Here is a 24,647-nt window from a genome sequence, read left to right as displayed (position 1 = left end):
ACGTATTCAACGGCGTCGAAAGACGACCACCCTAAGGAGAATCATGAGAACCACACATAAAGGCGCGGCAATCGGCGCCGTTGCCGTGCTCGCACTCTCGCTCGCGGCGTGCTCAAGCGAACCCGCGACCGGCGAGAGCGACAGCAGTGCAGGCATCGACGCCGAGCACTCCGTCGGAGCCATGGAGGACTTCGAAGCCGGAACCACATTCTCGGCGACGGAGCCGATCGAGATATCGCTGATGTACCGCGACCACCCGAACTATCCCGTCCTGGATGATTGGTCGATCTTCGAGCATCTCAAGACCAACCAGAACGTCACGTTCGATCGCACCGAGATCCCGCTCGCTGACTGGGACAGCAAGAAGTCCCTCCTGATCGGCGCCGGCGACGCATCCACGCTCATCCCGGTCACCTACCCGGGCCAGGAGTCGGCGTTCGTGTCTGGCGGCGCGATCCTCCCGATGTCCGACTATGTCGAGTACATGCCGAACTTCCAACAGAAGGTCGAAGACTGGGGGCTCGAGGGCGAGCTCGACGCACGACGTCAGGCTGACGGCAAGTACTACCTCCTTCCTGGCCTCCGCGAGATTCCCGACGTGCAGTACTCCGTGGTCATCCGTGAAGATCTCTTCGACAACGCCGGCATCACCGAAGACCCTAAGACCTGGGACGAATTCGCCGAGCAGCTCGAAGCGGTCAAGGAAGCGAACCCGGCGCTCTCGTTCGCCATGTCGGACCGCTGGACCGACAGCACGCCCCTCGGTGCGATGCTGCAGTACATCGCTCCCAACTACGGCACATCTGCCGGGTGGGGTTATGGAAACACCTGGTATGACACGGACTCTGAGGAGTTCCAGTTCACCGGCACGACTGATGGCTACAAAGACCTTTTGACGTACGGCGCAGGCCTCGTCGAGTCGGGCGTGCTCGACCCCGAGATCACCCAGACCGACGATCAGGCCATCCAGAAGTTCGTCTCCGGCGAGACTGCGGCGATCTCCGGCAACACGCAGGAGATCAACAGCTACCGCACGAAGTTCGCTGACTCGGGTCAGGCTGACGTTCCGCTGAAGATGATCACGCTTCCGGGCGGACCTGCCGGAGACTACCTCGCTGGCAGCCGGCTGTCTTCCGGTCTGATGATGTCTAGCAAGGCGGCAGAGAACGAGAACTTCCTCGCCACGCTGCAGCTCATCGACTGGCTGTACTACTCGGACGAGGGTATCGAGTTCGCCCAGTGGGGTGTGGAAGATGAGACCTTCACGAAGGCCGCCGATGGCACGCGCGAACTGCTCCCGGACGTTGGCTGGAATGCGCTCAACCCCGATGCACCCAAGAAGCTGAACGCTGACTTCGGATTCTCGAACGGTGTGTTCCTGCTGGCCAACGGCTCGTCGACCGACTTGCTCCAGTCGGTCATGTCGGAGGAGACGCGCGAGTGGACTGACAAGGTGCTCGACGCGAAGGAAATTCTTGCAGTAGCCCCCGCCGCACCTCTCGATGAGCTCGAACTCGAGCAGAACTCTCTGCTGGACTCGCAGCTGAAGGACTCGGTGATGGCGGCGACCGCAGCATTCATCACCGGTCAGCGCTCACTTGACGAATGGGATGCCTTCGTCGCAGAGCTGGAAGGCCAGGGCGCCACGCAACTGGTCGATACTGTCAACGGCGCGCTGGAGCGCGCGAAGTCCGGCGAATGATCGCCTGACGAACTCCACGGTGCCGCCGCCCGCAGTCCGGGCGGCGGCACTCACATTCCGATTCCGGAGTCTCATGAACATCGTGCACGTGCCCCATCAGCCGATGCTGTTCGAGCCCGCGCCGACGCGCGCGCCGTCGAAGACAGACAGGCAGTTCATCGACGGGCCGCTTGGTCGTGCGGCGACGATCATCTACTGGTTCATCATCGTGGACCTGCTGATGATCCTGTTGCTGCTGCCGACCATCGCGCTGTTCTTGCTTCTCGATAGGTCCGCAGGCAACGTCCCGATCTTCGCCGCGGCACTGGTGCCGGTCGGCCCCGCACTGACTGCCGGCATTTCGGCGCTCGCTCGGCGCGCGCACGACGATGACATCACGCCCGCGCGCGCGTTCTGGCGGGGCATCCGCTCGACAGCGCTCGACGCACTCCAGTTGTGGGTACCGCTGCTCGTCGTCGTCGCCCTCGTCGCGACGGTGCTCATCAATCGGCAGGCGGCGGGCGTCTCGGATGCATACGCCCTTGTGCTGGTCGCGATCCTCGCGGTCGTGACGGTGATCGTCACGCATGCCATGGTCATCCGCACCTTCTTCTCCTTTCGCTTCGTCGACGCACTGCGGCTCGGCGTGATTTTTCTCGTACGCCGACTGCCGTCCTCGTTGGGCGTGCTCTCACTGATCGTTCTCGCGGGCGGCGTCACCTACTTCGCGTCAGAGTTCGTGTTGATCCTGATTGCGGTCGTGTGGGCGACGCTGCTGCTGCGCAACGAGCGCCCGGTGCTGCGCGCCGTCGCCGAGCAGTTCATCACCGCGACGCCCCTAGATCCGCACTCGGAAACCGGAGACACCCCCGCATGAAGATCCTGTATGGCGGCGACTACAACCCGGAGCAGTGGCCACGGGATGTATGGGAGGCAGACTACGAGGCGTTCGAGCTTGCGTCGATCGATACCGTCACACTGGGCGTCTTCGCTTGGTCATACCTGCAGACAGATGAAGACACCTACGACTTCTCGCGACTCGACGAGATTGTGGAGCGCGCCGTGGCGGGCGGTCGCTCGATCGTGTTGGCCACCGCCACCGCAGCGCTCCCGCCCTGGCTCGCCACCGCGTATCCAGAGGTGAATCGCACCGACTTCGAAGGACGTCGACACGCCTACGGCCAACGACACAACGCGTGCCCCAACTCGCCGGTGTATCGACGCCTCTCGGCAGAACTCGCAGGCAGGATCGCTGCGCGCTACGCGGGCACACCCGGACTCGTCGCGTGGCATGTCGGCAACGAATACGGCGGCTATGACGGTGGATGCTGGTGCGACAACTGCGCGGTCGCGTTCCGCGTCTGGCTTCGCCAGCACTACGGCACCCTCGAGAAGCTCAATGACGCGTGGAACGCCACGTTCTGGTCGCACCTGTTCAGCGACTGGAATCAGATCGTTCCGCCAAACCAGCTCAGCGAACACTGGCGGGGACCTGATCACACGGCGTTCCAGGGGATCACGCTGGACTACCGACGCTTCATGTCTGACTCGATGCGGCAGAATTTCCGCGATGAGAAGGCGCGCATTCGCGAGCACGATGCGGTGGTTCCCGTGACGACGAACTTCATGGGTGCGTTCCGACCGATCGACTATCACTCGTGGGCAGAGGATCTGGACTTCGCCTCGTGGGACAACTACCCGCCTGGGGCACGTGAGCAGGTGCGCATGGCGCTTGCGCATGACATCATGCGTGGCATCAAGGGCGGCGATCCGTTCTGGGTGATGGAGCAGACGCCCACCATCACCGCGAGCCGAGATGTGAATCCGGTCAAGCGACCCGGCGTGTTGCGACTGTGGTCGTGGCAGGCCGTCGCGCACGGTGCGGATGCGGTGCTGTACTTCCAGATGCGCCAGTCCAAGGGAGCCTGCGAGAAGTACCACGGTGCGGTGCTGGATCACTCCGGTCGCACAGACACCCGCGCCTTTACCGAGATCGCAGCGCTGGGTGCAGAATTCTCAGTGCTAGGCGGGGCCGTCGTCGGTGCCCGCACGCCGGCGAGGGTCGCGCTGCTGTTCGACTGGAACTCGTGGTGGGCCGCGGAGATGACCGACGGATTCAACCGTCATGCCAAGTACCTTCAGACCGTCCTCGGCTACTACCGAGCGCTGTGGAACGCGAACATCGACATCGATGTCATCTCCGCCGGCGCAGAGCTGTCCGCGTACGACGTGGTCATCGCTCCGATGCTCCATTTGCTGACCGGCGACATCGTCGACCGGCTCCGGGGCGTCACGGCGCGCGGCGGCAGTGTGGTCGCCTCGTTCTGGACGGGCCGCGTCGACGAGCACGACAACGCCTTCCTGATGGATCCTCCTGGACCACTCGGCGACATCTTCGGAGTTCGAGTGGACGAGACCGACTCCGCGGAACCCGGCGTGACGATCCGAGTGGATTTCAGAGGACCGGACGACAGCGTGGTCGCGGTGTCGAACGCCGAGCTGGTCTTCGAACTGCTCACGCCGCTCGGCGCGGAGACGGTGGCCACCTACGGATCCGAGTTCTATGCCGGAACGGCCGCGGTGACCCGCAACGATCTCCCCGGAGGCGGGCAGGCCTGGTACGTCGGCACGGGGCTTGATGACACGGGCCTCGGATGGCTGATCCGCAGGATTGCGGACAGGCATGACCTGCGGGGGCCCTATGCGGATACCCCCGATGTCGAGTTCACCGTGCGTCAACGCGGCGACGAACGCACTGCCTTCGTGCTCAATCATGCGCTCGCAGCGGTGGACGTCACCGCGCACGCCTCGGGAGTCGAATTACTGAGCGGCCGAACGATCACACGCGGCGAGCCACTGCACCTCGAACCCACCGATGTGCTTGTGATTCGTGAGGCTGTCTGAGTAACTCGCGAAATCGGCAGCCGCCGGATCGGTGGTCGCCGGACCGGCGGTTCAGAAGATCTGGCGGCCGGCCGCGTCGGGGACCCCTGACTTGCGCAGGAAATAGCTGTTCACCTGATCGCGCCAGTCGCGAGCAGAACGGCCCTGCTCGATGAGCCGCTCGCGCACGCGCGCAAAAGTGGCCTGCTCCACGTGACCTGCGAGAGTGTCCCATCGTGCTGCTGCAACATCGACGCGTTCGACCCCGGAGAAGTGCGTGTCGTAGATGTGCTGGATCACGGTACTTCCGGAATGCAGTCTGTGGGAGTAGGGCACATGGTGGAAGAACAGCAGGAGCTCATCCGGGCAGGATTCGGTGCGCTCATACGTCTCGCGCCACGGTGACGGATACTGCGCGGCGAATCCGGTGCCGGTCGACGCCGACCGGTCGACGCCGAGGCCATCGCGGTCGGCGAAATGGTAGGTGCCCCACGGTGAGTACTCGTAGCCGTCAACGGATGGGCCATAGTGCGTTCCTGGCGTCACCATGAATCCGACGCCGAGCGGCGCGGTGTAGCTTTCGTACGTCGCCCACGAGTCGTCCATGATCGCGTGCAGGGCAGATCGCACGGGGGGAGCAACAGTGCCATCCTCCCCGGCGAACGTCAGTGCGATCCATTCGTCGAGCAGCTCGACCGGGTCGAGATCGGGGTTCCAAGCCAGACGACCGAACGCGTAAAGATTGGCTTGTGCGAGCGGATGCCCGGTCCAGAATTCATCATCACCGACGTTGGATACGGCGACGATCCCGCCGCCGTGGGATTGCTGGACGACTGCTGAGGCGTCGGGCCCGTTGCCTGCCGCGATGGCCGACACAGTGGCGGATGATGTTCCCGGCCTAAACTGCAGGATCTCCCGCCACCAGGGAGCGAGATAACAAACGTGCTTTTGGTGACCGGTGTACTCCTGCGTCACCTGCAACTCAAGGGCGAGACGTGTGTGCGGCATGGCGGCGAGCACGGGGGAGACTGGCTCGCGCGTCTGGAAATCCATCGGACCGTGCTTGACCTGCACGATGACGTTGTCGGCGAAGGTGCCATCCAACGGCGAGAAATGATCGAACGCTGCGCGTGCGCGATCGGTCCGCCGATCACGCCAGTCCTGAGTGTGGTTGTAGACGAACGCACGCCAGTGCACGAGGCCACCGTGCGGCGCGACAGCAGCAGCAAGCATGTTCGCACCATCGGCGTGATCGCGGCCGTATGCGAACGGCCCAGGTTGGCCTTCGGAGTCGGCCTTGACGAGAAACCCGCCGAAGTCGGGGATTGTCGTCCACACGCGTTCGGCCGCGTCGGCCCACCATGCGCGCACCGCGGGATCGAGTGGATCGGCGGTATCGAGCGTGCCCAGCCGCATCGGCGACGCGAACGAAACGGAGAGGTGGGTACGGATGCCCCATGCACGGAACTCCGTGGCGATTCTCGCCACGTCATCGAGTCTGTCCGTGAGTAGCCGAGATTCCACCGCGCCGACGTTGACGTTGTTGATTGCGACTCGATTGATCCCGATCGCGGCCAGCAGTCGGGCGTAGGCCCGCACCCGCGAGAGGTCCGCACGCACGACGCCGTCTTCGTAGAAGATCGATCCGCCGGCGTAGCCACGCTCGACCTGACCCATGACGGAATGGACGGAGACGTTGTCCCAGTGGTCGAGCATCCGCAGTTCGTGCTCTGGCCTGTGCACTGTCGCGGGCAGGCTTCCTGCGAAAGCCGCCTCGCCGAGGCGGACGACGTGGAACCACCCGTTCGCGAGGAGCGCAGGCGAGGATGCTGTGATGCGCGTCGCGTCATCGCGCGCGACCGTGAAGCCGGACGCGGCGCCGGGATCATAGGTGAGGACGAGGTCGGCGTGCACGTCCTGTGTTACAAGCGCGCCGGCTGCGGATGCATCCGCTTGCAGAGATTCGGCTACGGGGCCCGCTGCGTCAATGCGGACGGTCCTGCCGCGTAACGCGGCGTATGCAGTGGCAGGCAACCAGGCCGCGTGAGGCGACATCGACGCGGGGGCGGTATTGCTGGGGAGGGGGGTCACGAGGTCTCCGGGTCGAGGCTGACGTTGAGCCGATATCGTCGTGCATCGGCGATGATGCGAACGATTGCATTCTAGGTCACGGCGCTGTCTCTTCTCAATGTCATGCCCGACTACAATCGTTCGTAGGAGGCAGCCATGACAGTGACGGCGAAGGATGTCGCAGAAGAGTGCGGTCTGTCGATCTCGACGGTGTCGCGCGCGCTCGCTGAACCGGAGCGGGTCGCGTCTGCAACGCGGGAGCTCGTTCTCTCAGCGGCCAACAGGTTGGGTTATCGCCCCAATCGTGCGGCGTCTGGATTGCGCGCGGGGCGCACCGGCGCGATCGGCGTCGTTGTGCCAGATCTGGAGAACCCGTACTTCGCGTCAGTCGTGAAGGGTGTGCAGAGTCGCGCGCGTGCGACCGGACTGGCAGCCTTCATCGTCGATTCGGGCGAAGACGCTGATCTGGAAACTGAACTCGTACGCGAGCTGCGGAATCAGACTGACGGCATCGTGCTGTGCTCGCCCCGAGCGGTCGAAGCAGACCTGGAACTCATCGGGTCGCGGCCGGTCGTGCTGCTCAGCCGCGCGGTGGAAGGCGTGATCTCAGTGACAGCCGACTACGTTGCGGGCATCGGGCTCGCCGTCGCGCATCTGCGTGCGCTGGGTCACCGACGTATTGCCTATGCGGGTGGGCCAGCGCACTCGTGGTCAGACCAACGCAGACGTGCTGCTCTGCATGACGCAGGCGAGGCTTTTCCTGATCTGGAACTCGTGACGGTGGGCTCGTTTCTTCCGCACGTGGAGGGCGGTCGTGCAGCAGCCGATCTCGTGGCGGCGGCGGGCGCGACGGCGGTGATCGCGCACAACGACCTCATGGCTGTTGGGCTAATGGACCGCCTGCGTACCCGCGGGATCCGCATCCCGGAGGACATCAGTGTGATCGGATTCGATGACACCTATGTCGCGCAGCTGACATCGCCCACGCTTACCACCGTGCGTGCCGGACTCAACGACCTCGGTGCGCGGGCGGTCAATGAACTCGTCCTCGACCTCGAGCGTCGCAGGCTCCGCACGGATGCCGGCGAGCCCGCGCACATCGTGATCCCCGTCGAACTGCGGGTAAGAGATAGCACGACTGTTCCACCCAACGTCGGGCGCTAGGAATCGAGCACGGAGTCTCGCTTCACGCGGAGCTCCCTGCGCCGAACAGCTGGTGGCGCAGGGTGCCGTCAAGCCAGGAATCGAAGCGCTCAGGCGTCCAACCCAGGTCAATCACCAGTTCTCCGTAGACCCCCGGTGCCGCGAACGCGCGAAAGATCGACTGCGCCTCCTCGAGCGGGAGGGCCAACTGCTGCTCGACAGAGGCGATCAGCCGGTTCATCACCTGATTGCGGCCGCGCAGCTTCGATCGCAGCAGCGTGCGAGTCTCGGCGTCCTCGTCCATCGCCGCATCGAGTATCCGCACGACGTCGAAGTCTGTTGAGTAGAGAACGGTCAGCCAGTGCGCCGCCCCTCGGAGGCGCTCGTCCGGTGTATCTGCACCGAGCACCGATTTCGCGAGAGCTTGTGCTCCTGCGCGCTCGAGCCAGCTCTCGCAGATGGCGTTGAGGATCTCTCGCTTGGCGCCGAACGCCGCGTAGACGGTGCGGCTGCCGACTCCTGCCTCTGCCGCGATGGCAGCCATGCTGGTGGCCGAGTATCCGTCTCGGGCGAACAACTGCTGAGCGGCCATCGCGATGCGCACCTTCGTCGCGGCCGCCTGCTCCTGCCGGTACGTCGTGGTGGGGGTGTTGACATCGTTCGTCATGAGGATCAGACTAGCCAATGCACTCAGTGCAGACTAACTGCACTGAGTGCATACAAACTGCAAAGGAGATGGATCATGGATAACACAATCGTCGAATCGTCTCGCGTCGGCGTGCTTGAACGCATGCTGCACGATGGATTCGCCACCGGAAACACTGACCTGGTCGATGAGCTCTGCTCACCAGATCTCATCGAGCATCAGTTCGGCCTCGCCGGGCGCGGAGCAGAAGCGATCACCAAGGTGAAGCGCGCGATTAGTGAGGTGCACGCTGGCCTGCCAGACCTCGCATTCACGATTGCTGACTGGGCGGATACCGGAGACACCGTGTGGGTGCGTGCTGAGGGTGTCGGCACCAACACCGGACCCTTCATGGGCCCGCCGACGGGCATCAGGGTCGCCTTCACCGTGATCGACATCGCCCGAGTTGAGGACGGTCTGATCGTGGAGCATTGGGGAGTGCCTGACCGCTTCGCGCTGGCGATGCGGCTCGGTCGGCTGCAGTTAGCGCGGTGATCTGGGGTTCAGCGTAACTCGAGATCGATGAGCGGATGATCCGCAAACACTTCGAGAACCAGCTCGAAGTACGTCTTGCCGACGCCGCCCCTCAGATCATCGAGATCCGACTGAATGCGGCGATCATCGAAAGCACCCGGGCGTGAGAGTTTGTCGAGGAGCCATCGTTGCGTCTCACCGAACCCGAGCGATTCACGGCTGTGCAGGTGGTCACTCCACACGAATACGGCCGCATCTCCATTACGGATGTCGCTGTCGATTCGATAGAGGATGTCGTTTAGCGCATCAAGGCTCTGCCCCATTTGCCAGTCCTCATCGGACATCAGTTCGCGGTTGAACTGTTCGTAGAGGTCGGAGACGCCGTTCACGTCGGCGCCGTCGATCCGGTATTCCTTCATGGGGCGAGTGTCCTCCACGTGTTAGTCAGCTCTTCCGGATGCGGCAACGCCTGCCCGTGCGACATCGTCCGCGAGTACGCCAGGCCAGCGTGCGACGTCCTCAGGTGTCTCTGCGACCTGAAGTGTGGCGTGCGGCATCAGCTCGACCAGCGCCTCGGCCGTCGAGACGGGGTGGGCCGGGTCATCCACCCAGGCGAGCACAGTCGTTGGAACAGTGATGCGGGCTACTTGATCGGGTGTGGGCAGATCACTCATCCCTGCGCCGCGGTAGATCGACGGGAGCAGCGCCTCACTCACGTGCGGGACCGTGTCGGGGGTTCCGATGGTCGCAGGCGGGCGGGGTTGGATGCCGGCTGCGGCGATGAACCGTGCCATTGAGTGCAATTCGATGAACTCGGCCATCCGTCGGTAATCGTCAGTGCGTGCCGCGCGGGTCGCCCACGCCGTCGGTGGGAGCAGCAGAGTGAAGCCGCTGAAGCGCTCCGGTGCGCGTACCGCGGCGTGCAGAAGTGTGCCGGTGCCCATCGATGGACCGACACCGTGCACCTGCTCGTCGGGAAACCAATGATCCAGCAGCCGAAGCAGATCGTCGGCGAGTGCCGACCAGCGGTAATCCTCCGGAACTTGTCGACCGCTCGAGTGGCCGTGACCGCGCGCGTCGTAGCGCAGCAGTTGTGTTCCGGACAGTCCGCGACCGAGATCGAGGTCGAGTAGGCGATCGCGGGATCGGCTGGAGGTCAGTCCGTGAAGCTGCACGACGGGATGCCCAGACTCATCACTGAACGCCCAGGCGAGCTCCGCGCCGGGCACCTCGAATCTATGCACATCTGCTCCGCACTGTTCATGCCTCTGTCGGACATAGGCTACTGCCATGCGGCTCACCCACGTCTCGTATCTTCGCTTGCCGTTCGGTCCGCTGCTCAGCTACGGTCTGACGACATCCGCCGCTGGACGCGCGCTGCCGATCTCGTTCGATCAGGGTCGTCACGTCGGCGGCGGGGATCGTCCAGGGTCATGGATGGCTCTGGCGTTCCGGTTGCCGGAGCCGGTCTCGCGAGACGACCTTTCACGCGCGTGGCGCGCAGTTGTTGAAGCCCACGGCACGCTGCGCACGGTGTTCACTTCAGGGTCCGACGGTGTACCTGTGCTGCATGAGGTCGCACTCGGGACGGGGGAGTGGACCGAGCACGAGGTCGCCCCAGGAGAGGCGATGAATGACACCCTCCGCTCGGTGCTCGATACCGGGTGCACGCCGTACTCACGACCGGCGCACCGGCTCTGCGTCATCGAAACAGCAGACGGTCCGACTCTCGTGGTGGCGGCGGACCATTCGCACGTCGACATGTGGTCGATGTTGGTCATCGCGCGTGACTTGCTCGCTGCCCTGGCGGAGAGCCGCGAGGGCAGGGCCCCTCGAATCATCGAGGTTCCGGCTTTCGCTGATCACACTCAGTCGCTGCACGAGCGGCCGAAGGCACCCGCCGAGATCGATCGGCGCTGGAACGAGATCATCGATGCAGGCGGCGGCGTGATGCCCCGCTTCCCGTTGCCGCTCGGCGACCCGTCGATGCAGCCGGAACGCGTCGTAGTCCGCGACGTGCTCGATGTCGATGAGCTCTCCGGCTTCTCCGCCACAGCCAAGCGGGAGAACACTTCAACTCTCGCGTTCACGGTCTCGGCCATGACCGAGACCACTCGGGATCTCGCAGGGACGGCGCTACGCGCGGTGTTCCCCGTGCACAGCCGCTATGAGGAGCGTTGGCACGACTCGGTCGGCTGGTTCATCACGAATTCAGTCCTTGAATCTGCGGATCCGGCCCCGCTCGCGTGCGCTGCGGCCGTGAAGGAAGCAATCCGGTTGGGGTCATGGCCGCTGGCCGAGATCATGGCCCCATGGGGCGGAATGCCTGAGGCGCCGGGCATGTTCGCGGTCTCGTGGCTGGACATGCGCCGGCTGCCGGTGAAGATCGATTCCGCAGCGCTGGATGCTCAGTACGTCAGCGCCGCGATCCGCACCGACTCGGTGATGCTGTGGTTCATCATCGACGATGCCGGCGTGCACCTGCGATGCCGCTACCCGGACACACAGGAAGCCAGGCACAATGTCGGCGCCTGGCTGGATGACCTCGTCGCCCGGATGCGCGAGCGCGCGCAAATGGGTATCGAGTGAAGTAATAGGTCGGCAACGGCAGGGGGCGGGATGCCTTCGCATCCCGCCCCCTGACACTTCAATGACTGATCGTCAGAGCGGCTGCGGCAGGATCGTGAAGCTCACAGCGCCCTGGTCGTCCACTCCGGCGTCGAGCACTTTGTCAGCGAGCGCGTCGGCGGCATTCTCTTCCAGGAAGACGCGGCTACTGGTTCCCTCAATCACGAGGTCAGCGTCTTCGGGGGAGGGCACGACATGAACGGCGAAGCGTGCTTCTCCATTCGCTCCCTGCCCCTCGGCGGTTTGGATGCGAAGCCCCGCGTCTGCGCTGGCATCCTCTTGGCCGACGATCGTGGTCACGACGGCATCTGCGTTTTCGGTCAGGGTGAGCACAGTGCTCTCCTTCCGGTTGCCGGACATGCTCCGGTCAGAACATGTCCGGGCCACGATGCCTCAATGAGCCGTGGCCTACAACCCCAAGCTCGGGATTGTGAGGAACCTCTCAAGTCGGCGGATTCTCTTCGCGCAGGCGCGGTTCGGTGCGCAGTTCAGGTCGAAGACCTGCTTTGTCTGCGTAGAACGCGCGGATGCGATCCATGTCGGATGCGACGTCGCCAGTCAGCTCGAATGTCGGCCCAAGCCCCGTGGTCATCGTGGTCCGATCGACGAACCCGAGCGTCACCGGCATCCCCGCCTCACGAGCGATCCGATAGAAACCTGACTTCCAGTACGCATTCGCACCGCGTGTACCGTCGGGCGTGACGACCAGCCCGAACACTTCGCCGGACGCGATCTGTGCGACGACATCCGTCACCACCGCGCTAGGGTCCGCGCGGTCGACGGGGATTCCACCGAGCCTCCGCATGAGAGGGCCCCGCCAACCTGTGAACAGACTCGCCTTGCCCAACCAGCGCACGTCTATTCCCAGCCTCCACGCAATGGCAAGCATCAGCACGAAGTCCCAGTTCGAGGTGTGCGGTGCACCGATCAGCACGGTAGGGCGATCAGGAGCGGGGTTGCCGGTCAACTTCCAGCGACTGAACGCCCAGAAGGTACGGGCGAGGAGGCGACGCAGCATCCCTCAACCGTAGGCCAACGCGCATGCCCCCTCTGGAATGGATGCCGCCGCTTCTCAACGATCGCGAGCGATTCGCAGGGGCAGCACGAGCCACAATCCGATCACGATGAGGGTGCCGACGATGAGTACGACTATCCCCATTGCACGCTGCAAAGTGAAATCCACAATCAGAGTCGTCACGCCGACGCTGAGCGCTCCGATCACGACAAGATCGGCCTTGACGATTCGCGCAGCAATATGAACCAGCTCCGGCTTGCGCCGTCGCCCAAACAGCGACCGGTGCATCCCCACCGGGGCCAGCGACAGGATCGTCGCCAATGCTGCGAGCCCTACGAGCACGAGATACAGCCCGCGTTGCAGGTCATCGAGCTCTGTGAAACGCGGCTGGAAGGCGACAGCAAGCAGAAAACCCGAGAGCACCTGGGTGCCGGTCTGCATCACCCGCAGCTCCTGCATGAGCTCATCCCAGTTGCGATCTGCGCGTTCATTTTCGGACTCGTCGCGGCCGTCGCCGGTCGGCGCCTCGCGGGGAGTATCTCGATTCATGCGTCGAGTCTTCGCGAGGTGGGCGAGCTTGTCCAGACCCTTGCGCGCCCGCAGCGGCGTAGCATGGAGTCATGACCACTTCGCAGAACTCAGAGGGCACGCCGAACGTGCAGCCTCTTATGGCTCCCGCAGGCCTCAACCTGCTGGAGGACGCGAGTGCAGGGTCCTGCTGCGGCGGGTCCTGCGCAATGCCGGCCGAGTAACTCGCCCGGCATTGCACCTACGGGGTCAGTGACCGCCGTGGAAGTCCTCGACATCGTCCGCTGGCTTGCGGACGAAGGCACTCAGTACGACCGCTCCCAGTGAGACGATCGCCGCGATCAGGAACGCCGTGCGTGCACCCGGTGCACCGGCGACTGCGGTCGACAGTCCGTCGTGCTCGCCCGCGTGCAGGATCGACGAGTAGGTCACTGTCAGCAGCGCGACACCTGCCGCGCCGGCAACCTGCTGCACCGTGTTCAGCGCGGCAGAGCCGTGCGAATACAGGTTGCGGCGCAGCGAGCCCAGCGATGCTGAGAACAGTGGCGTGAACGACATCGCCATTCCCACCGACATCATCGTCTGCGCGATCACCAGCATCCACCACTCGGTGTTTTGGCTGACGGTCGAGTAGAAGAACAGAGCGGCGGATACCAGGATCGTGCCGGGGATGAGCAACGGACGCGTGCCGACGGCGTCATAGACGCGCCCCATCAACGGGCCGAGCAGCCCCATCAGCACCGAGCCTGGGAGCAGGATCAGACCCGACTGGAACGCGTTGAGCCCGGCGACGTTCTGCAGGTACTGCGGCAACAGGGTGAGCGTGCCGAACATCGCTAGCGACAGCACCGCCATGATGATCACGGCGATGGTGTAGTTGCTAGAGCGGAACACGCGCAGATCGAGCAGCGCGTCGTTCTTGCGTTGCAGCACGAGTTGGCGCCAAACGAACAGTCCGAGCGAAGCGGCGCCGATGACGAGCGTGGTCACGCCGATCGTCGCTGCATCGGACTCACCCTCTCCGCCGAACTGGCTGAGTCCGTACACGATTCCGCCGAAGCCGAACGCAGACAGCACGATCGACAGCACATCGATCGGAGCATCCGTCGTCTCACCGAGATTGGTCATCCACTTCGCGCCCATCGCCAAAGCGACGATCGCGATCGGCAGCACGATGGCGAACAGCCAACGCCAGTTCAATGTCTCCAAAACCGCACCGGCGAGGGTGGGGCCGATCGCGGGTGCGAGCGAGATCACGAGACCGACACGGCCCATCATCCGGCCGCGTGAGTGCGAGGGAACAACGTTCATCACGGTGGTCATCAGCAGAGGCATCATGATGCCGGTGCCCGCTGCTTGGATGACACGGCCGGCAAGGAGAACCGCGAAACCGGGCGCGACCAGGCACACCAGCGTTCCGAGGGTGAATGCGCTCATCGCAGCAATAAACATCTGACGCGTCGTGAAGCGCTGCAGCAGGAATCCGGACGTCGGAATCACGACCGCCATAGTGAGCAGGAACGCACTCGTCAGCCACTGACCGAGCTCGGGCGGAATGCCCAGGTCTGTGTTGAGGTGCGGGATCGCGATGCCCATCGTCGTCTCATTGAGAATCGCGACAAAGGCAGCAACCAGCAGTAGCCAGATCACGCGCATGTCTGACGGCGCGATGAACGGCTCCGGCTTTACAGCGGGAATCGAACCGGTGGATGTGGTGGCCAAAACGTCTCCTCAGTGCATGGGTGTGGCGGAGGGCCAGTGCAGGAGCCGACAGATCCGGCATCCATTCTTGGACAACGTTCTAGGGTAACGCGAGACTCCCCGCGAGCATTCCCGAGGCCGACGAACTTCTCGCCGATAGGCTGACCGAATGAGTATGGGCGGCGGTATGGGTGGCGGCCACGGTGGTGGTGGCGGCGGTTTCCGTGGCGTCGACGCGGCCGCGCAGAAAAAGCTGAACGCGCAGGCACCCAAGATCTCAGGGCTCGGCAGCCGAGTCGTTCGCTTGTTCCGCCCCTATCTCGGTCGCATCATCGTCACCGGCATTCTCGTGATGGTAGGGGCGGCCATCGCTGTCATCCCTCCATTGCTCGTGCAACGGATCTTCGACGACGCGCTCTTTCCGATCGCTGGCGGTAGCCCCGACATCGGTCTACTCATCCGACTCGTGCTCGTCATGGTCGGTCTCTTCCTGATTTCTGCGGTGCTCGGAGTGGGGCAGACCTGGCTGACCTCGACGGTCGGCAACAGCGTCACCGGTGACCTGCGTGTGCGGCTGTTCCAGCACCTTCAGTCGATGGAACTCGGCTTCTTCACCCGCACCAAGACCGGCGTCATCCAATCACGACTGCAGAACGATGTCGGTGGCGTCTCTGGAGTGCTGACGAACACCGTCACGAGCATCCTGGGCAACGTCGTCACGGTGATCGCGTCACTGGTCGCGATGATCATCATCGACTGGCGGCTCACGCTCATCGCCGTTGTGATCATGCCTTTCCTGATCGTCGTCCAGCGTCGCGTCGGCCAAGTGCGGGCGCGCATCGCGGGGGAGACCCAAGAATCGCTGAGTGAGCTGACCAGCATCACCCAGGAGACGCTGAGCGTCTCAGGGATGCTGCTGTCAAAATCATTCAACCGTCAGCGCGCGGAGTCTGCGCGCTACCAGGCGGAGAACAAGAACCAGGTCACGCTGCAGGTGCGTCGGGCGATGAGTGGCCAGGGCTTCTTCGCGGTAGTGCAAGTGCTGATGGCGAGCGTGCCGGCGGTGATCTATCTCGTATCGGGCTATCTGATCACGGGCGGGGTGGATTCGGTCACCGCGGGCACAGTTGTGGCTTTCACCACCGTGCAGGCACGCCTGCTGCAGCCGCTGATGGGGCTCATGAGGGTCTCGCTGGACCTGCAGACGTCGTCGGCGCTGTTCGCCCGTATTTTCGAGTACCTTGACCTCGTCCCTGAGATCGAGGATGCTCCGGATGCCATCACCGTCGACGAGGCGCCAGGTCCGCGTGGGCGCGTTGAGTTCGATCAGGTCGTCTTCCGCTACCCGGATGCTGCCGAAGACAGCCGCCCGACATTGCAGGGCATTTCGTTCGTCGCTGACCCCGGCCAGCACGTCGCCTTCGTCGGTCCATCAGGCGCCGGAAAGACGACGGTGTTGTATCTCGCTCCGCGGCTCTACGAGGCTCACGGCGGAGCCGTGCTGTTCGCAGGCGCCGATGTGCGCGCGCTGACCCAGGAGTCGATCATCGACAACATCGGCATCGTGTCGCAGGAGACCTATCTCTTCCACGCCACGATCCGCGAGAACCTGATGTACGCGAAGCCTGAGGCCAGCGAGGAGGAGATGATCGCAGCCTGCCAGGCCGCGAACATCCATCACATCATCGCCGGATTCGAGCGCGGCTACGACACGATCGTCGGTGAGCGCGGATACCGCCTCTCCGGTGGCGAGAAGCAGCGTATTGCGATCGCTCGTGTCCTGCTGAAGGATCCGCCGGTGCTGTTGCTTGATGAGGCGACCTCTGCGCTGGACACCGTGTCAGAGCGTGTCGTTCAGGAAGCACTCGATGAGGCGTCGAAGGGGCGCACGACGATCTCGATCGCGCACCGACTGTCGACCGTGATGGGAGCCGACGTCATCCACGTGCTCGAGGCGGGGCACATCGTGGAGTCCGGTACCCACAGCGAACTGTTGACGCAGGGCGGTCTCTATGCCGAACTCGCGGCACAGCAGGTGGCGGCATCCCGCGTGCTTGAAACGGAGAACGTCATAGAAAGTGCGGTCAGCGGTGGCACCGCCGCGGAGTTTGCCGACCGACGCGCGGATCGTGCGCCGGAGGACTCCGTGGGAGAGGACGCCGTGGCCGTCATCACTGCGACTCTGCCGGTGCCTGACGAGTTCCTCGGTGAGGGCCAGGGTCATCGCGGTGCGCGGGATCCTCACGATCTCTGAGCGACTACCCCCACGCTCTCTGAGCGACTACTCAGTGAGCCGACAGGCCGCCGTCGACGAACAGCGAATGACCGGTGACGTATGCCGAGCCTGCACCGGCGAGGAAGACCGCGGCGCCAGCGAAATCGCTCGGCAGCCCGTTGCGACCGAGCATGGTGCGCGCCGCGAGGGCGGCAATCTGCTTCGGATCCTCTTGCAGCCGCGCATTGAGCGGTGTGAGCACGAATCCGGGCACAAGCGTGTTGCTGGTGATGCCTCGATCGCCCCATGCTTCGGCCTCGGAACGCATCAGCGATTCGACTGCGCCCTTTGAAACACCGTAGATCCCGCTGCCGACGAAGGCGCGATGCGCCTGCTGTGAGCTGATGTGGATGACGCGCCCGTAGCCGCGTTCGGCCATGCCAACGCCGTAGCGTTGCCCGAGCAGGAACGGCGCGAGCGCGTTCACTGTCATCGTGGCATCCCAGTCGTCCTCGGTGATCGCAGCGTACGGCGGGCGAATGTTGATGCCGGCCGAGTTCACCAGGATGTCGGGTTCCCCGAACGGCCTGGTCGCGGCCTCTGAGAGGGCGTGGATGCCGTCGCGTGTACTCAGATCGCCCGTGACGCCGGCGGCGCGACACCCGGCATCCGTCAGCTCGCGGACAGTCTCACCGACGCGATCCTGGCCGCGGGCGACGATGACGACGGATGCGCCGGCATGGGCGAGTGCGGTCGCTATGCCGCGGCCGATGCCTGAACTGCCACCGGTGACGATTGCGGTGCGGCCGTCGAGGCCGAAGAGGTCGGCAAGGTAGTTGTTCATCTGGTCAGGACCTTTGTTGAGCACTCACCAGGCCAGCGCGGCGGTGAGGTGCGGATCGGGGTGGGTGTCAGCGAACTCGGGGAATGACCGCAGTTCGTCGATGAACGCCGTGACCGCCGCGGCGTATGCGGGGTCGGGGTGGGTGCCGGCGATCTCCTGGAGCGGCGGCACGTCCATCGCGAGGATGAGATCGAGTCGAGCGGTCACGGCGTCATGGGCACTGGCATCGTGGAGGACCCTGATGCCGCCGCGGAGCGCCGCCAGATAGTCGTGCAGCACCGGCAGTTGCGACTTGCCCTGGGTGATCGAGGTGCCGTTGGCGCGGATCCGCCAGTGCACGACGACATCAGGGATCACATCGAAGGCGGATGCGCGCGTGTACATCTGTTGCGCGACGATCTGGTCTTCGTATGCGACACCCTCGGGGAAGCGCAGATCGCTCCAGAAATCGGTGCGGCTGATCTTTGACCAGGCGACGATGTTGGCAGACGCGTGCGGATGCTCGGTGATTGTCGTGCGGAGGCGCTGCGGGTCGGTGGCTGCGGATGTCCACGGCTGCACGCGACCGGCGCGGTAGGTGCCATCGTGTAGTCGCGAGCGCACGTAGGCTCCGGCGGCGAAGTCGCTGCGGGTTTCGGCGAGCGTGCCGGTGAGGCGTTCGAGAGCTGTGGGCGTCAACTCATCATCGCCGTCGAGGAAGCCGAGGAATGGCGTGTCGACCTGATCGAGGCCGACGTTGCGCGCTGCGCCTAATCCCCGCGAGGCTTCGTGGCGGAGGAAGGTGAACCGAGGCTCGGATGCTGCGGCATCCGCGAATATGGCGCCTGTGGCATCTCTCGATCCGTCATCGATGAGGATGGCTCGCCAGCGCGGTTCGGTCTGAGCGTGCAGGGACGCTATTGCGGCGGGTGCGAAGGCGGCGATGTCTCGGCCGGGGACGATGAGCGTGACGATCGGTGCGGGCACCAGCCGAGTCTATGGCCCTGCGACGGCGCGTAAGGCATCAGCAACCAGTGCCGCCAGTTGCTCTGGTGCGCTCTCGGTCAGCGGCGCGCGGGCGAAGGTGAAGCGCACCGAAGTCTGTGCGACCTCCGACGCGATGCCGCAGGCCAGCAGCACGTGTGAGGGCTCATCGCTGCCGGCGGCGCACGCTGAGCCGCTTGACGAGATGACTCCACGGCGCTCGAGCTCTAGCAGCACGGCCTCTCCGCTCGTGCCGGCGAACGTGAAGCTCGCGGTACCTGGAAGCCGGTCGACGGGGTCTCCGGTCAGCACAGCCTGTGGCACCGTCTTCAGCACCCCGGCGATGAATCGCGCCGACTGCTCACCGACACGATCTGATGCCGATTCCCGTTCAGCTTCCGCCAACTCGAGCGCCGTGGCCAAGGCGACAGCGCCAGCGACGTTCTCAGTGCCGGAGCGGCGCCCGCGCTCCTGGCCACCGCCGTGCAGCAGCGGTTCCAGTGGCACTCGTCCGCGGACGGCCAGCGCTCCGATGCCTTTGGGCGTGCCGAGCTTGTGCCCTGCGATCGAGATCGCGTCAGCGCCGAGGCCAGCGAGCGGAAGCCATCCGGCCGACTGCACGGCATCCAGGTGTACGGGCACCGTGCCGGTCACGGCGGCGATGGCTGCAGCATCTTGCACCGTACCGATCTCGTTGTTCGCATGGCCTATCGAGACCAACGCGGTGTCCTCGCGCAGCGCGGTGGCCACGGCATCCGGAGTGACCCGCCCCTCGCGTGTAACAGCCGCGTACGTCACTTCTACGCCATGGAATCGCCGCAGATACTCCGCGGATTCAAGAATCGATTCATGCTCGATCGGCGTCGTCACAAGATGGCGGCGACCACGCTCAAGTGCAGCGAGCACGATGCCCTTGAGCGCGAGGTTGTTTGCCTCTGTGCCGCCGGCCGTGAAGATCACATCACCCGCGCGCATGCCCAGCACGCGAGCGACCCGTGTCCTGGCATCCTCCAGAGCGTTCGCTGCAGCCTCGCCCGCCGTGTGATGGCTGGACGGATTGCCGAAGACGCCCGTCAGATACGGGTGCATGGCTTCGAGTACATCCGGACGCACCGGAGACGTGGCCGCGTGATCGAGGTAGAGCATCAGGCGATCCGCACGTCCAGTCCCAGATCCAGTGCACGTGCCGAGTGGGTCAATGCGCCGACCGAGATGACGTCGACGCCGGTCTCGGCGATGGCGCGCACCGTGTCGAGATTTACACCGCCGGATGCCTCGACCGTCGCCCGATTGCCGATCAGGGCGACCCCCGTGCGCAGGTCATCGAGCGAGAAGTTGTCCAGCAGCACGGTGTGCGCACCGCCGGCGAGTACGGCTTCGATCTGGTCAAGCCGATCGACCTCGACTACCACGTGCGCGGTGTGCGGCAGCCGTGACAGTGCCTCGCGTAGGGCCGTGGCGAGGTCTGCTCCTGAGCGTTGCAGTACAGCCAGATGGTTGTCTTTGGCCATCACAGCATCCGACAGCGAGTAGCGATGATTGTTGCCGCCGCCGGAGACGACCGCCTGCCGCTCGAATGCGCGCAGCCCAGGGGTCGTCTTGCGGGTGTCGGCGATTCGTGCGCCGGTGCCTTCGACCGCTTGGACATACTGGGCGGTGAGCGTCGCGATGCCGCTCATTCGTTGCGTGAAGTTCAGCGCCACGCGCTCGGCGGTGAGGATGCTGCGCGCAGATCCCGACACCGAGGCGAGTACATCGCCGGGCGCGAACTCATCGCCTTCGCCGACGTGCAGATCGACCGTGAGAGTCGGATCTGTGAGCGTGAACGCGGCCGCGAACACGTCCCCACCGCTGAAAACGCCGTGCTCACGGGCCGCGAGGTCGGCAGTCGCTGTGGCATCGGCCGGCAGCAGCGTCGTACTCGTGAGGTCGCCCCACGGGGCATCCTCTTCAAGGGCTGCGCCGACGACGCGGGTGAGTGTGGCAACGGTGAGCATCAGGCTCCGATCAAGGCTGGGGAGGGGGTCATATGGTGGGCGCCGACGGAATCGGTGCGTGCGAGGGCAGCGGATGCTGTGGCCTCGGCCAGCAACAGCAGATTGGCATCCTCGTGCTCGGAGATGGTGGCCGGGGTCGTCGCTGCGTCGCGCCACGCGCGGATGGTGCCGCGCGCGTTGGAGAGCCCGTCCTCGGTGCGCAGCAGCCCGACGTCGTCCCACATGAGCTGTTGCAGATCCGCTCTCGAGAAGCTGCTTTCGCTGTTCCCGTCGCACTTTCTGTCGCCCAGCGCGCCGTGCAGCGACAGTTTTTGCGACGGGAACGACGTGCCGACCGCCGCGGCGGCGCGTGCGGCGAACACGGCGGCCTCAAGCAGGGAGTTCGAGGCCAGACGATTCGCGCCGTGCACGCCGGTGCGCGCGACCTCGCCAGCGGCGAACAGTCCAGGAAGCGACGTCCGTCCTTCGAGATCGGTCACGATGCCGCCCATCAGGTAGTGCGCGGCCGGAGTCACGGGGATCGGTTCACGCGACCAGTCGAGGCCGCGTGCGCGCGTGACGCGGTCGATGGTCGGAAAACGGTGGGCCAGGCGCTCGGCACCGAGCATCGTGGCATCCAGCAGCACCGGTCGGCCCTGGGCAGAGGCCTGACGTGCGATCGCGCGTGACACCACATCGCGTGGGGCGAGCTCGCCATCAGGATGACTGTCGAACACGAACCGTCTGCCCTCGTCATCAATGAGGGTTGCGCCCTCACCGCGCACAGCCTCGGAGATGAGGAATGGGTTGCTCGAAGCCAGCACATTCGTCGAACCCAGCAACGTCTTCGATGCAAGCACGGTGGGATGGAACTGCATGAATTCGAGATCGGCGATGTCGACGCCAGCCCTGATCGCCGCCGCGATCCCATCGCCGGTCGCTCCGTTTGGGTTCGTCGTGTGCGCGTAGAGCTGGCCTGCACCACCGGTTGCCAGGATCACGGCATCCGCCGCTTTCTCGACCGTCGCGCTGCTGCGGAGGAGTCGGACGCCGTGCACCCGACCGTCTGCAACGAGAAGGTCGAGCAGGAAGGCGTGTTCGACGACATCGATCGGGCGCGATCGCACCTGTTCGATGAGGGCGGTGGAGATCGCGAGCCCCGTGGCATCCCCGCCGGCGTGCACGATGCGCGCATGGGTGTGTGCGGCCTCACGACCGAGCATGAGAGTGCCTTCGGCTGTGCGGTCAAAGGCCACGCCGCGGGCAATCAGTTCGGCGATGCGGGCGGCACCGTCGCGGACAAGCACGTCCACGGCCGCGGGGTCGGAGAGCCCGGCGCCGGCGGAGAGCGTATCTGCCGCGTGCAGGGCGGGGGAGTCGCCGAGGCCGTAGACACCGGCCACGCCACCTTGGGCGAGGGGAGTGCAGCCGTCACCGAGCGCGCCCTTTGTGACGAGGGCGACCGCATGGCCGGCCTCGGAGGCGTGCAGGGCCGCGGTGAGTCCTGCGATGCCCGAGCCGACGACGACGACGTTCATACGCGGGGCTTCGCGGCCAGCATCCGCTCCAGAGCAATGCGCGCGGGGGCTGCGACATCGGCGGCGACCTGGATGCGGTTGACGACGCGCCCTGCGACAAGCTCCTCCAACACCCAGGCGAGGTAGCCGGGGTGTATCCGGTACATCGTCGAGCAGGGGCAGACAACAGGATCGAGGCAGAAGATCTCATGCTGCGGATACTGCGCGGCGAGGCGCCGGACGAGGTTGATCTCGGTGCCGATCGCGAAGGCGGTGGGCTCGGTGGCGCCGTCAATCGCCCGTCGGATGTAATCGGTGGAACCTGCCTCGTCCGCAGCATCCACGACCTCCATCGGGCACTCAGGGTGCACGATCACGCGTACGCCGGGGTGTTCGATGCGCGCCTGATCGATCTGCCCGACCGTGAAACGGCGATGCACCGAGCAGAAACCGTGCCAGAGGATGACCTTCGAATCGACCAACTGCGAAGCGGAAGACCCCCCGAGCGGCCGGCGCGGGTTCCACATCGGCATCTGTTCGAGCGGCACCCCCATCGCCTTGGCGGTATTGCGTCCCAGGTGCTGATCGGGGAAGAACAGCACGCGCTGTCCGCGCTCGAACGCCCACTCCAGCACTGTCTCAGCGTTCGATGAGGTGCATACGATCCCGCCGTGGCGTCCGACGAAGCCCTTGATCGCGGCGGAGGAATTCATATAGGTCACCGGGATCACCGGCACGCGACCGGTGGCATCCACCGCATCTAGATCGCCGAGGACATCGGCGAGCTGCTCCCAGCAGTCCTCGACCTGGTCGATGTCGGCCATGTCGGCCATCGAGCATCCGGCGGCGAGATTCGGCAGGATCACCGCCTGATCGGGGGTGGAGAGCAGATCCGCCGTTTCGGCCATGAAATGCACGCCGCAGAACACGATCGCCTCGACCTCAGGGCGTTCGAGGGCGGCATTCGCCAGCTGGAACGAGTCGCCGACGTAGTCGGCGTGCTGCACGACCTCTTCGCGTTGGTAGAAGTGACCGAGCACGACGACGCGCTCGCCGAGTGTTGCCTTCGCGGTGCGGATGCGCGCGTCGAGCTCATCTTCGCTTGCCTCGCGATACGCCACGGGCAGTTCGCCCTGGCGTGGTGCCCCGGTGGGGATCACATCGCCCATCGAAGAACCGGGACCGTAGCCAGGGGTGCTGTCGAATGTCCACGGGCCGTCGGCGAGGTCGGTGCTGCAGGTGGCATCCGTGAGTGTGGCATCTGTCGTGTCGACGATCGACTGGATCAGGTGATCCACGGATGCGTCGGTGATCTGCGGGAACGGCAGAAGGGTCATCGGGTCCTCTTCTCTTCTACGGCGAGCGGGCCACGATCGGCGAGCTCGACGGCGTCGTTGTAGCGGTACAGGCGGGCAGGTCTGTGGTTGCCGGTGCGGAATTCTTCCGTCGGCAACAAGGTTCCGGATGTCTCGACCTGACGGCGGAAGTTCGCCGGATCGAGTCGCTTGCCGAGGATCGCCTCGTAGGCCTCACGCAGATCGGCGAGGGTGAACGTGGGCGGCAGGAAGCCGTGAGCGACCCGGCTGTAGCCGACCTTGTTGCGCAGGCGCCACAGGGCGTAGTCGATGATCTGGGTGTGATCGAACGCAAGTGGGGGGAGGTCTGCGGCATCGAACGACTGCACGTTCTCTGGTGCGAGACCGGATGCCACGTGCGCGGCGCTCTGCGCGTCGACCTCGTCGGATCGCAGCAGTGCCCAATAGACGATCGAGACGACGCGGCTCGGCGAACGGTCGACGGCACCGAACGCGTAGAGCTGCTCGAGGTAGCTGGGCGAGAGTCCTGTTGTCTCGTGCAGGGTGCGGGACGCGGCATCCTCCGGGCTCTCGTCCGGTTCGAGCCAGCCACCCGGCAGTGCCCAGTCACCCTGATGTGGATCGCGCGTGCGCAGCACGAGCGGCAAGGCGAGCGTAGGGAACTCGTCGCCCGGCGCGCGGCGCAACGTCAGGATCACCGTCGACACCGCGACGCGGATGCCTGCTTCTCTGGTTTTGGTCATCATGACTTTAACCTCCGTCATTGATCTTAGTGTCTTTCAGACCTGAAGGGGAAGTTGAAGACGTTCGATGACGGAGGTGCCCGATGTTCAGCGCGGCGCAGGTGTGGTCAGTGACTTGATGATCCCGAAATGTTATGTCGTCGTGACGGATGCCCTTGTTACCCCAGAAGGGGTTTGTTAGGTTACTGTCCTAACAAACCCCTTCCGGGGGTGTGTGACTCAACGACGAGCAGTCCCTCCAAGCAACGCAGCATCGAGAGGAAAA

Annotated in this window: 23 protein-coding genes; 8 read left to right on the top strand and 15 right to left on the bottom strand. The window is 64.7% G+C overall.

The features are described 5' to 3' along the window. Positions 1-43: 43 nt before the first annotated feature. The 3 genes from AC1C2Q_RS02885 to AC1C2Q_RS02875 all read left to right on the top strand — a co-directional run bounded on the left by AC1C2Q_RS02885 (position 44) and on the right by AC1C2Q_RS02875 (position 4,585). Positions 44-1,702, top strand: coding sequence for an ABC transporter substrate-binding protein (locus AC1C2Q_RS02885; protein ID WP_495429551.1), 1,659 nt, complete (start codon positions 44-46; stop codon positions 1,700-1,702). A gap of 73 nt (positions 1,703-1,775) precedes the next feature. Continuing rightward, complete coding sequence (locus AC1C2Q_RS02880; RefSeq protein WP_495448919.1) at positions 1,776-2,558, top strand: DUF624 domain-containing protein; 783 nt, start codon at positions 1,776-1,778, stop codon at positions 2,556-2,558. Then, the gene (locus AC1C2Q_RS02875; RefSeq protein WP_495448918.1) at positions 2,555-4,585 is read left to right on the top strand and encodes a beta-galactosidase; all 2,031 of its coding nucleotides are present in this window, start codon (positions 2,555-2,557) and stop codon (positions 4,583-4,585) included. The genes AC1C2Q_RS02880 and AC1C2Q_RS02875 overlap by 4 nt, the downstream gene beginning before the upstream one ends. 51 nt (positions 4,586-4,636) lie before the next feature. On the opposite strand, the gene AC1C2Q_RS02870 is transcribed toward AC1C2Q_RS02875, so the two are convergent. Then, a complete protein-coding gene (locus AC1C2Q_RS02870; RefSeq protein WP_495450533.1) occupies positions 4,637-6,619 on the bottom strand; it encodes an alpha-glucuronidase in 1,983 nt (660 codons plus the stop codon). A gap of 171 nt (positions 6,620-6,790) precedes the next feature. Here AC1C2Q_RS02870 and AC1C2Q_RS02865 point away from each other — a divergent pair, with 171 nt between their 5' ends. Continuing rightward, the gene (locus AC1C2Q_RS02865) at positions 6,791-7,798 is read left to right on the top strand and encodes a LacI family DNA-binding transcriptional regulator (protein WP_495448917.1); all 1,008 of its coding nucleotides are present in this window, start codon (positions 6,791-6,793) and stop codon (positions 7,796-7,798) included. Between the two features lie 22 nt (positions 7,799-7,820). On the opposite strand, the gene AC1C2Q_RS02860 is transcribed toward AC1C2Q_RS02865, so the two are convergent. Beyond that, positions 7,821-8,444, bottom strand: coding sequence for a TetR/AcrR family transcriptional regulator (locus AC1C2Q_RS02860; RefSeq protein ID WP_495448916.1), 624 nt, complete (start codon positions 8,442-8,444; stop codon positions 7,821-7,823). 75 nt (positions 8,445-8,519) lie between these two features. Here AC1C2Q_RS02860 and AC1C2Q_RS02855 point away from each other — a divergent pair, with 75 nt between their 5' ends. After that, the gene (locus tag AC1C2Q_RS02855) at positions 8,520-8,957 is read left to right on the top strand and encodes an ester cyclase (RefSeq protein ID WP_495448915.1); all 438 of its coding nucleotides are present in this window, start codon (positions 8,520-8,522) and stop codon (positions 8,955-8,957) included. Positions 8,958-8,965: 8 nt separating this feature from the next. On the opposite strand, the gene AC1C2Q_RS02850 is transcribed toward AC1C2Q_RS02855, so the two are convergent. Both AC1C2Q_RS02850 and AC1C2Q_RS02845 read right to left on the bottom strand, forming a co-directional pair. Continuing rightward, on the bottom strand, positions 8,966-9,355 hold the full coding sequence (locus AC1C2Q_RS02850; RefSeq protein ID WP_495448914.1) for a barstar family protein: 390 nt from the start codon (positions 9,353-9,355) through the stop codon (positions 8,966-8,968). Positions 9,356-9,376: 21 nt separating this feature from the next. After that, positions 9,377-10,180: an alpha/beta fold hydrolase gene (locus AC1C2Q_RS02845; protein WP_495448913.1), complete on the bottom strand. Its 804-nt coding sequence runs from the start codon at positions 10,178-10,180 to the stop codon at positions 9,377-9,379. A gap of 46 nt (positions 10,181-10,226) precedes the next feature. Between AC1C2Q_RS02845 and AC1C2Q_RS02840 the strand changes: the two genes are divergently transcribed. Continuing rightward, positions 10,227-11,525 carry a condensation domain-containing protein gene (locus AC1C2Q_RS02840; RefSeq protein WP_495448912.1) on the top strand — a complete coding sequence of 433 codons (1,299 nt, stop codon included), beginning with the start codon at positions 10,227-10,229 and terminating at the stop codon, positions 11,523-11,525. Between the two features lie 72 nt (positions 11,526-11,597). Here the strand turns inward: AC1C2Q_RS02840 and AC1C2Q_RS02835 are convergent, their stop codons facing one another. The 3 genes from AC1C2Q_RS02835 to AC1C2Q_RS02825 form a co-directional block, all read right to left on the bottom strand. Next, positions 11,598-11,897 (bottom strand): Fe-S cluster assembly protein HesB, encoded by a 300-nt coding sequence (locus AC1C2Q_RS02835; protein ID WP_495429542.1) that lies wholly within the window; start codon positions 11,895-11,897, stop codon positions 11,598-11,600. A 109-nt stretch (positions 11,898-12,006) separates the two neighbouring features. Further along, positions 12,007-12,582, bottom strand: a complete 576-nt coding sequence (locus AC1C2Q_RS02830; protein WP_495448911.1) for a 1-acyl-sn-glycerol-3-phosphate acyltransferase — start codon at positions 12,580-12,582, stop codon at positions 12,007-12,009. A 54-nt stretch (positions 12,583-12,636) separates the two neighbouring features. Next, on the bottom strand, positions 12,637-13,128 hold the full coding sequence (locus AC1C2Q_RS02825) for a DUF6328 family protein (protein ID WP_495448910.1): 492 nt from the start codon (positions 13,126-13,128) through the stop codon (positions 12,637-12,639). A gap of 71 nt (positions 13,129-13,199) precedes the next feature. On the opposite strand from AC1C2Q_RS02825, the gene AC1C2Q_RS02820 reads away from it, so the two are divergent. Beyond that, complete coding sequence (locus AC1C2Q_RS02820; RefSeq protein WP_495429539.1) at positions 13,200-13,331, top strand: hypothetical protein; 132 nt, start codon at positions 13,200-13,202, stop codon at positions 13,329-13,331. A gap of 25 nt (positions 13,332-13,356) precedes the next feature. Here the strand turns inward: AC1C2Q_RS02820 and AC1C2Q_RS02815 are convergent, their stop codons facing one another. Beyond that, positions 13,357-14,763 carry an MDR family MFS transporter gene (locus tag AC1C2Q_RS02815; RefSeq protein WP_495450532.1) on the bottom strand — a complete coding sequence of 469 codons (1,407 nt, stop codon included), beginning with the start codon at positions 14,761-14,763 and terminating at the stop codon, positions 13,357-13,359. A gap of 214 nt (positions 14,764-14,977) precedes the next feature. On the opposite strand from AC1C2Q_RS02815, the gene AC1C2Q_RS02810 reads away from it, so the two are divergent. After that, positions 14,978-17,062: an ABC transporter ATP-binding protein gene (locus AC1C2Q_RS02810; protein ID WP_495448909.1), complete on the top strand. Its 2,085-nt coding sequence runs from the start codon at positions 14,978-14,980 to the stop codon at positions 17,060-17,062. 31 nt (positions 17,063-17,093) lie between these two features. On the opposite strand, the gene AC1C2Q_RS02805 is transcribed toward AC1C2Q_RS02810, so the two are convergent. Genes AC1C2Q_RS02805 through AC1C2Q_RS02775 form a run of 7 tightly spaced genes read right to left on the bottom strand, consistent with a single transcriptional unit; the run spans position 17,094 to position 24,385 of the window. Then, a complete protein-coding gene (locus tag AC1C2Q_RS02805; RefSeq protein WP_495448908.1) occupies positions 17,094-17,867 on the bottom strand; it encodes an SDR family NAD(P)-dependent oxidoreductase in 774 nt (257 codons plus the stop codon). 24 nt (positions 17,868-17,891) lie between these two features. Beyond that, positions 17,892-18,833, bottom strand: coding sequence for a glycosyltransferase family 2 protein (locus AC1C2Q_RS02800; protein ID WP_495448907.1), 942 nt, complete (start codon positions 18,831-18,833; stop codon positions 17,892-17,894). A 9-nt stretch (positions 18,834-18,842) separates the two neighbouring features. Further along, a complete protein-coding gene (locus AC1C2Q_RS02795) occupies positions 18,843-19,976 on the bottom strand; it encodes a cysteine desulfurase family protein (RefSeq protein WP_495448906.1) in 1,134 nt (377 codons plus the stop codon). Beyond that, positions 19,976-20,827 carry a carboxylating nicotinate-nucleotide diphosphorylase gene (nadC, locus tag AC1C2Q_RS02790; protein ID WP_495429534.1) on the bottom strand — a complete coding sequence of 284 codons (852 nt, stop codon included), beginning with the start codon at positions 20,825-20,827 and terminating at the stop codon, positions 19,976-19,978. The genes AC1C2Q_RS02795 and nadC overlap by 1 nt, the downstream gene beginning before the upstream one ends. Next, on the bottom strand, positions 20,827-22,344 hold the full coding sequence (nadB, locus tag AC1C2Q_RS02785; protein WP_495448905.1) for an L-aspartate oxidase: 1,518 nt from the start codon (positions 22,342-22,344) through the stop codon (positions 20,827-20,829). The genes nadC and nadB overlap by 1 nt, the downstream gene beginning before the upstream one ends. Then, positions 22,341-23,660, bottom strand: coding sequence for a quinolinate synthase NadA (gene nadA, locus AC1C2Q_RS02780; protein ID WP_495448904.1), 1,320 nt, complete (start codon positions 23,658-23,660; stop codon positions 22,341-22,343). The genes nadB and nadA overlap by 4 nt, the downstream gene beginning before the upstream one ends. After that, a complete protein-coding gene (locus tag AC1C2Q_RS02775) occupies positions 23,657-24,385 on the bottom strand; it encodes an NUDIX hydrolase (RefSeq protein ID WP_495429531.1) in 729 nt (242 codons plus the stop codon). Before AC1C2Q_RS02775 ends, nadA begins: the two co-directional genes overlap by 4 nt. Between the last annotated feature and the right edge of the window lie 262 nt (positions 24,386-24,647).

The sequence above is a fragment of the Microbacterium sp. Y356 genome (assembly GCF_059445355.1).
The sequence above is the reverse complement of the archived record's forward strand: the minus strand, read 5'-3'. Positions and strand labels throughout refer to the sequence as shown.

Coding starts and splice junctions, on each gene's coding strand:
- AC1C2Q_RS02885 (WP_495429551.1), top strand. CDS start 44: ATGAGAACCACACATAAAGGCGCGGCAATCGGCGCCGTTGCCGTGCTC.
- AC1C2Q_RS02880 (WP_495448919.1), top strand. CDS start 1,776: ATGAACATCGTGCACGTGCCCCATCAGCCGATGCTGTTCGAGCCCGCG.
- AC1C2Q_RS02875 (WP_495448918.1), top strand. CDS start 2,555: ATGAAGATCCTGTATGGCGGCGACTACAACCCGGAGCAGTGGCCACGG.
- AC1C2Q_RS02870 (WP_495450533.1), bottom strand. CDS start 6,619: ATGTCGCCTCACGCGGCCTGGTTGCCTGCCACTGCATACGCCGCGTTA.
- AC1C2Q_RS02865 (WP_495448917.1), top strand. CDS start 6,791: ATGACAGTGACGGCGAAGGATGTCGCAGAAGAGTGCGGTCTGTCGATC.
- AC1C2Q_RS02860 (WP_495448916.1), bottom strand. CDS start 8,444: ATGACGAACGATGTCAACACCCCCACCACGACGTACCGGCAGGAGCAG.
- AC1C2Q_RS02855 (WP_495448915.1), top strand. CDS start 8,520: ATGGATAACACAATCGTCGAATCGTCTCGCGTCGGCGTGCTTGAACGC.
- AC1C2Q_RS02850 (WP_495448914.1), bottom strand. CDS start 9,355: ATGAAGGAATACCGGATCGACGGCGCCGACGTGAACGGCGTCTCCGAC.
- AC1C2Q_RS02840 (WP_495448912.1), top strand. CDS start 10,227: ATGCGGCTCACCCACGTCTCGTATCTTCGCTTGCCGTTCGGTCCGCTG.
- AC1C2Q_RS02830 (WP_495448911.1), bottom strand. CDS start 12,582: ATGCTGCGTCGCCTCCTCGCCCGTACCTTCTGGGCGTTCAGTCGCTGG.
- AC1C2Q_RS02825 (WP_495448910.1), bottom strand. CDS start 13,128: ATGAATCGAGATACTCCCCGCGAGGCGCCGACCGGCGACGGCCGCGAC.
- AC1C2Q_RS02820 (WP_495429539.1), top strand. CDS start 13,200: ATGACCACTTCGCAGAACTCAGAGGGCACGCCGAACGTGCAGCCTCTT.
- AC1C2Q_RS02815 (WP_495450532.1), bottom strand. CDS start 14,763: ATGCGCGTGATCTGGCTACTGCTGGTTGCTGCCTTTGTCGCGATTCTC.
- AC1C2Q_RS02810 (WP_495448909.1), top strand. CDS start 14,978: ATGAGTATGGGCGGCGGTATGGGTGGCGGCCACGGTGGTGGTGGCGGC.
- AC1C2Q_RS02805 (WP_495448908.1), bottom strand. CDS start 17,867: ATGAACAACTACCTTGCCGACCTCTTCGGCCTCGACGGCCGCACCGCA.
- AC1C2Q_RS02795 (WP_495448906.1), bottom strand. CDS start 19,976: ATGCTCTACCTCGATCACGCGGCCACGTCTCCGGTGCGTCCGGATGTA.
- nadC (WP_495429534.1), bottom strand. CDS start 20,827: ATGCTCACCGTTGCCACACTCACCCGCGTCGTCGGCGCAGCCCTTGAA.
- nadB (WP_495448905.1), bottom strand. CDS start 22,344: ATGAACGTCGTCGTCGTCGGCTCGGGCATCGCAGGACTCACCGCGGCC.
- nadA (WP_495448904.1), bottom strand. CDS start 23,660: ATGACCCTTCTGCCGTTCCCGCAGATCACCGACGCATCCGTGGATCAC.
- AC1C2Q_RS02775 (WP_495429531.1), bottom strand. CDS start 24,385: ATGATGACCAAAACCAGAGAAGCAGGCATCCGCGTCGCGGTGTCGACG.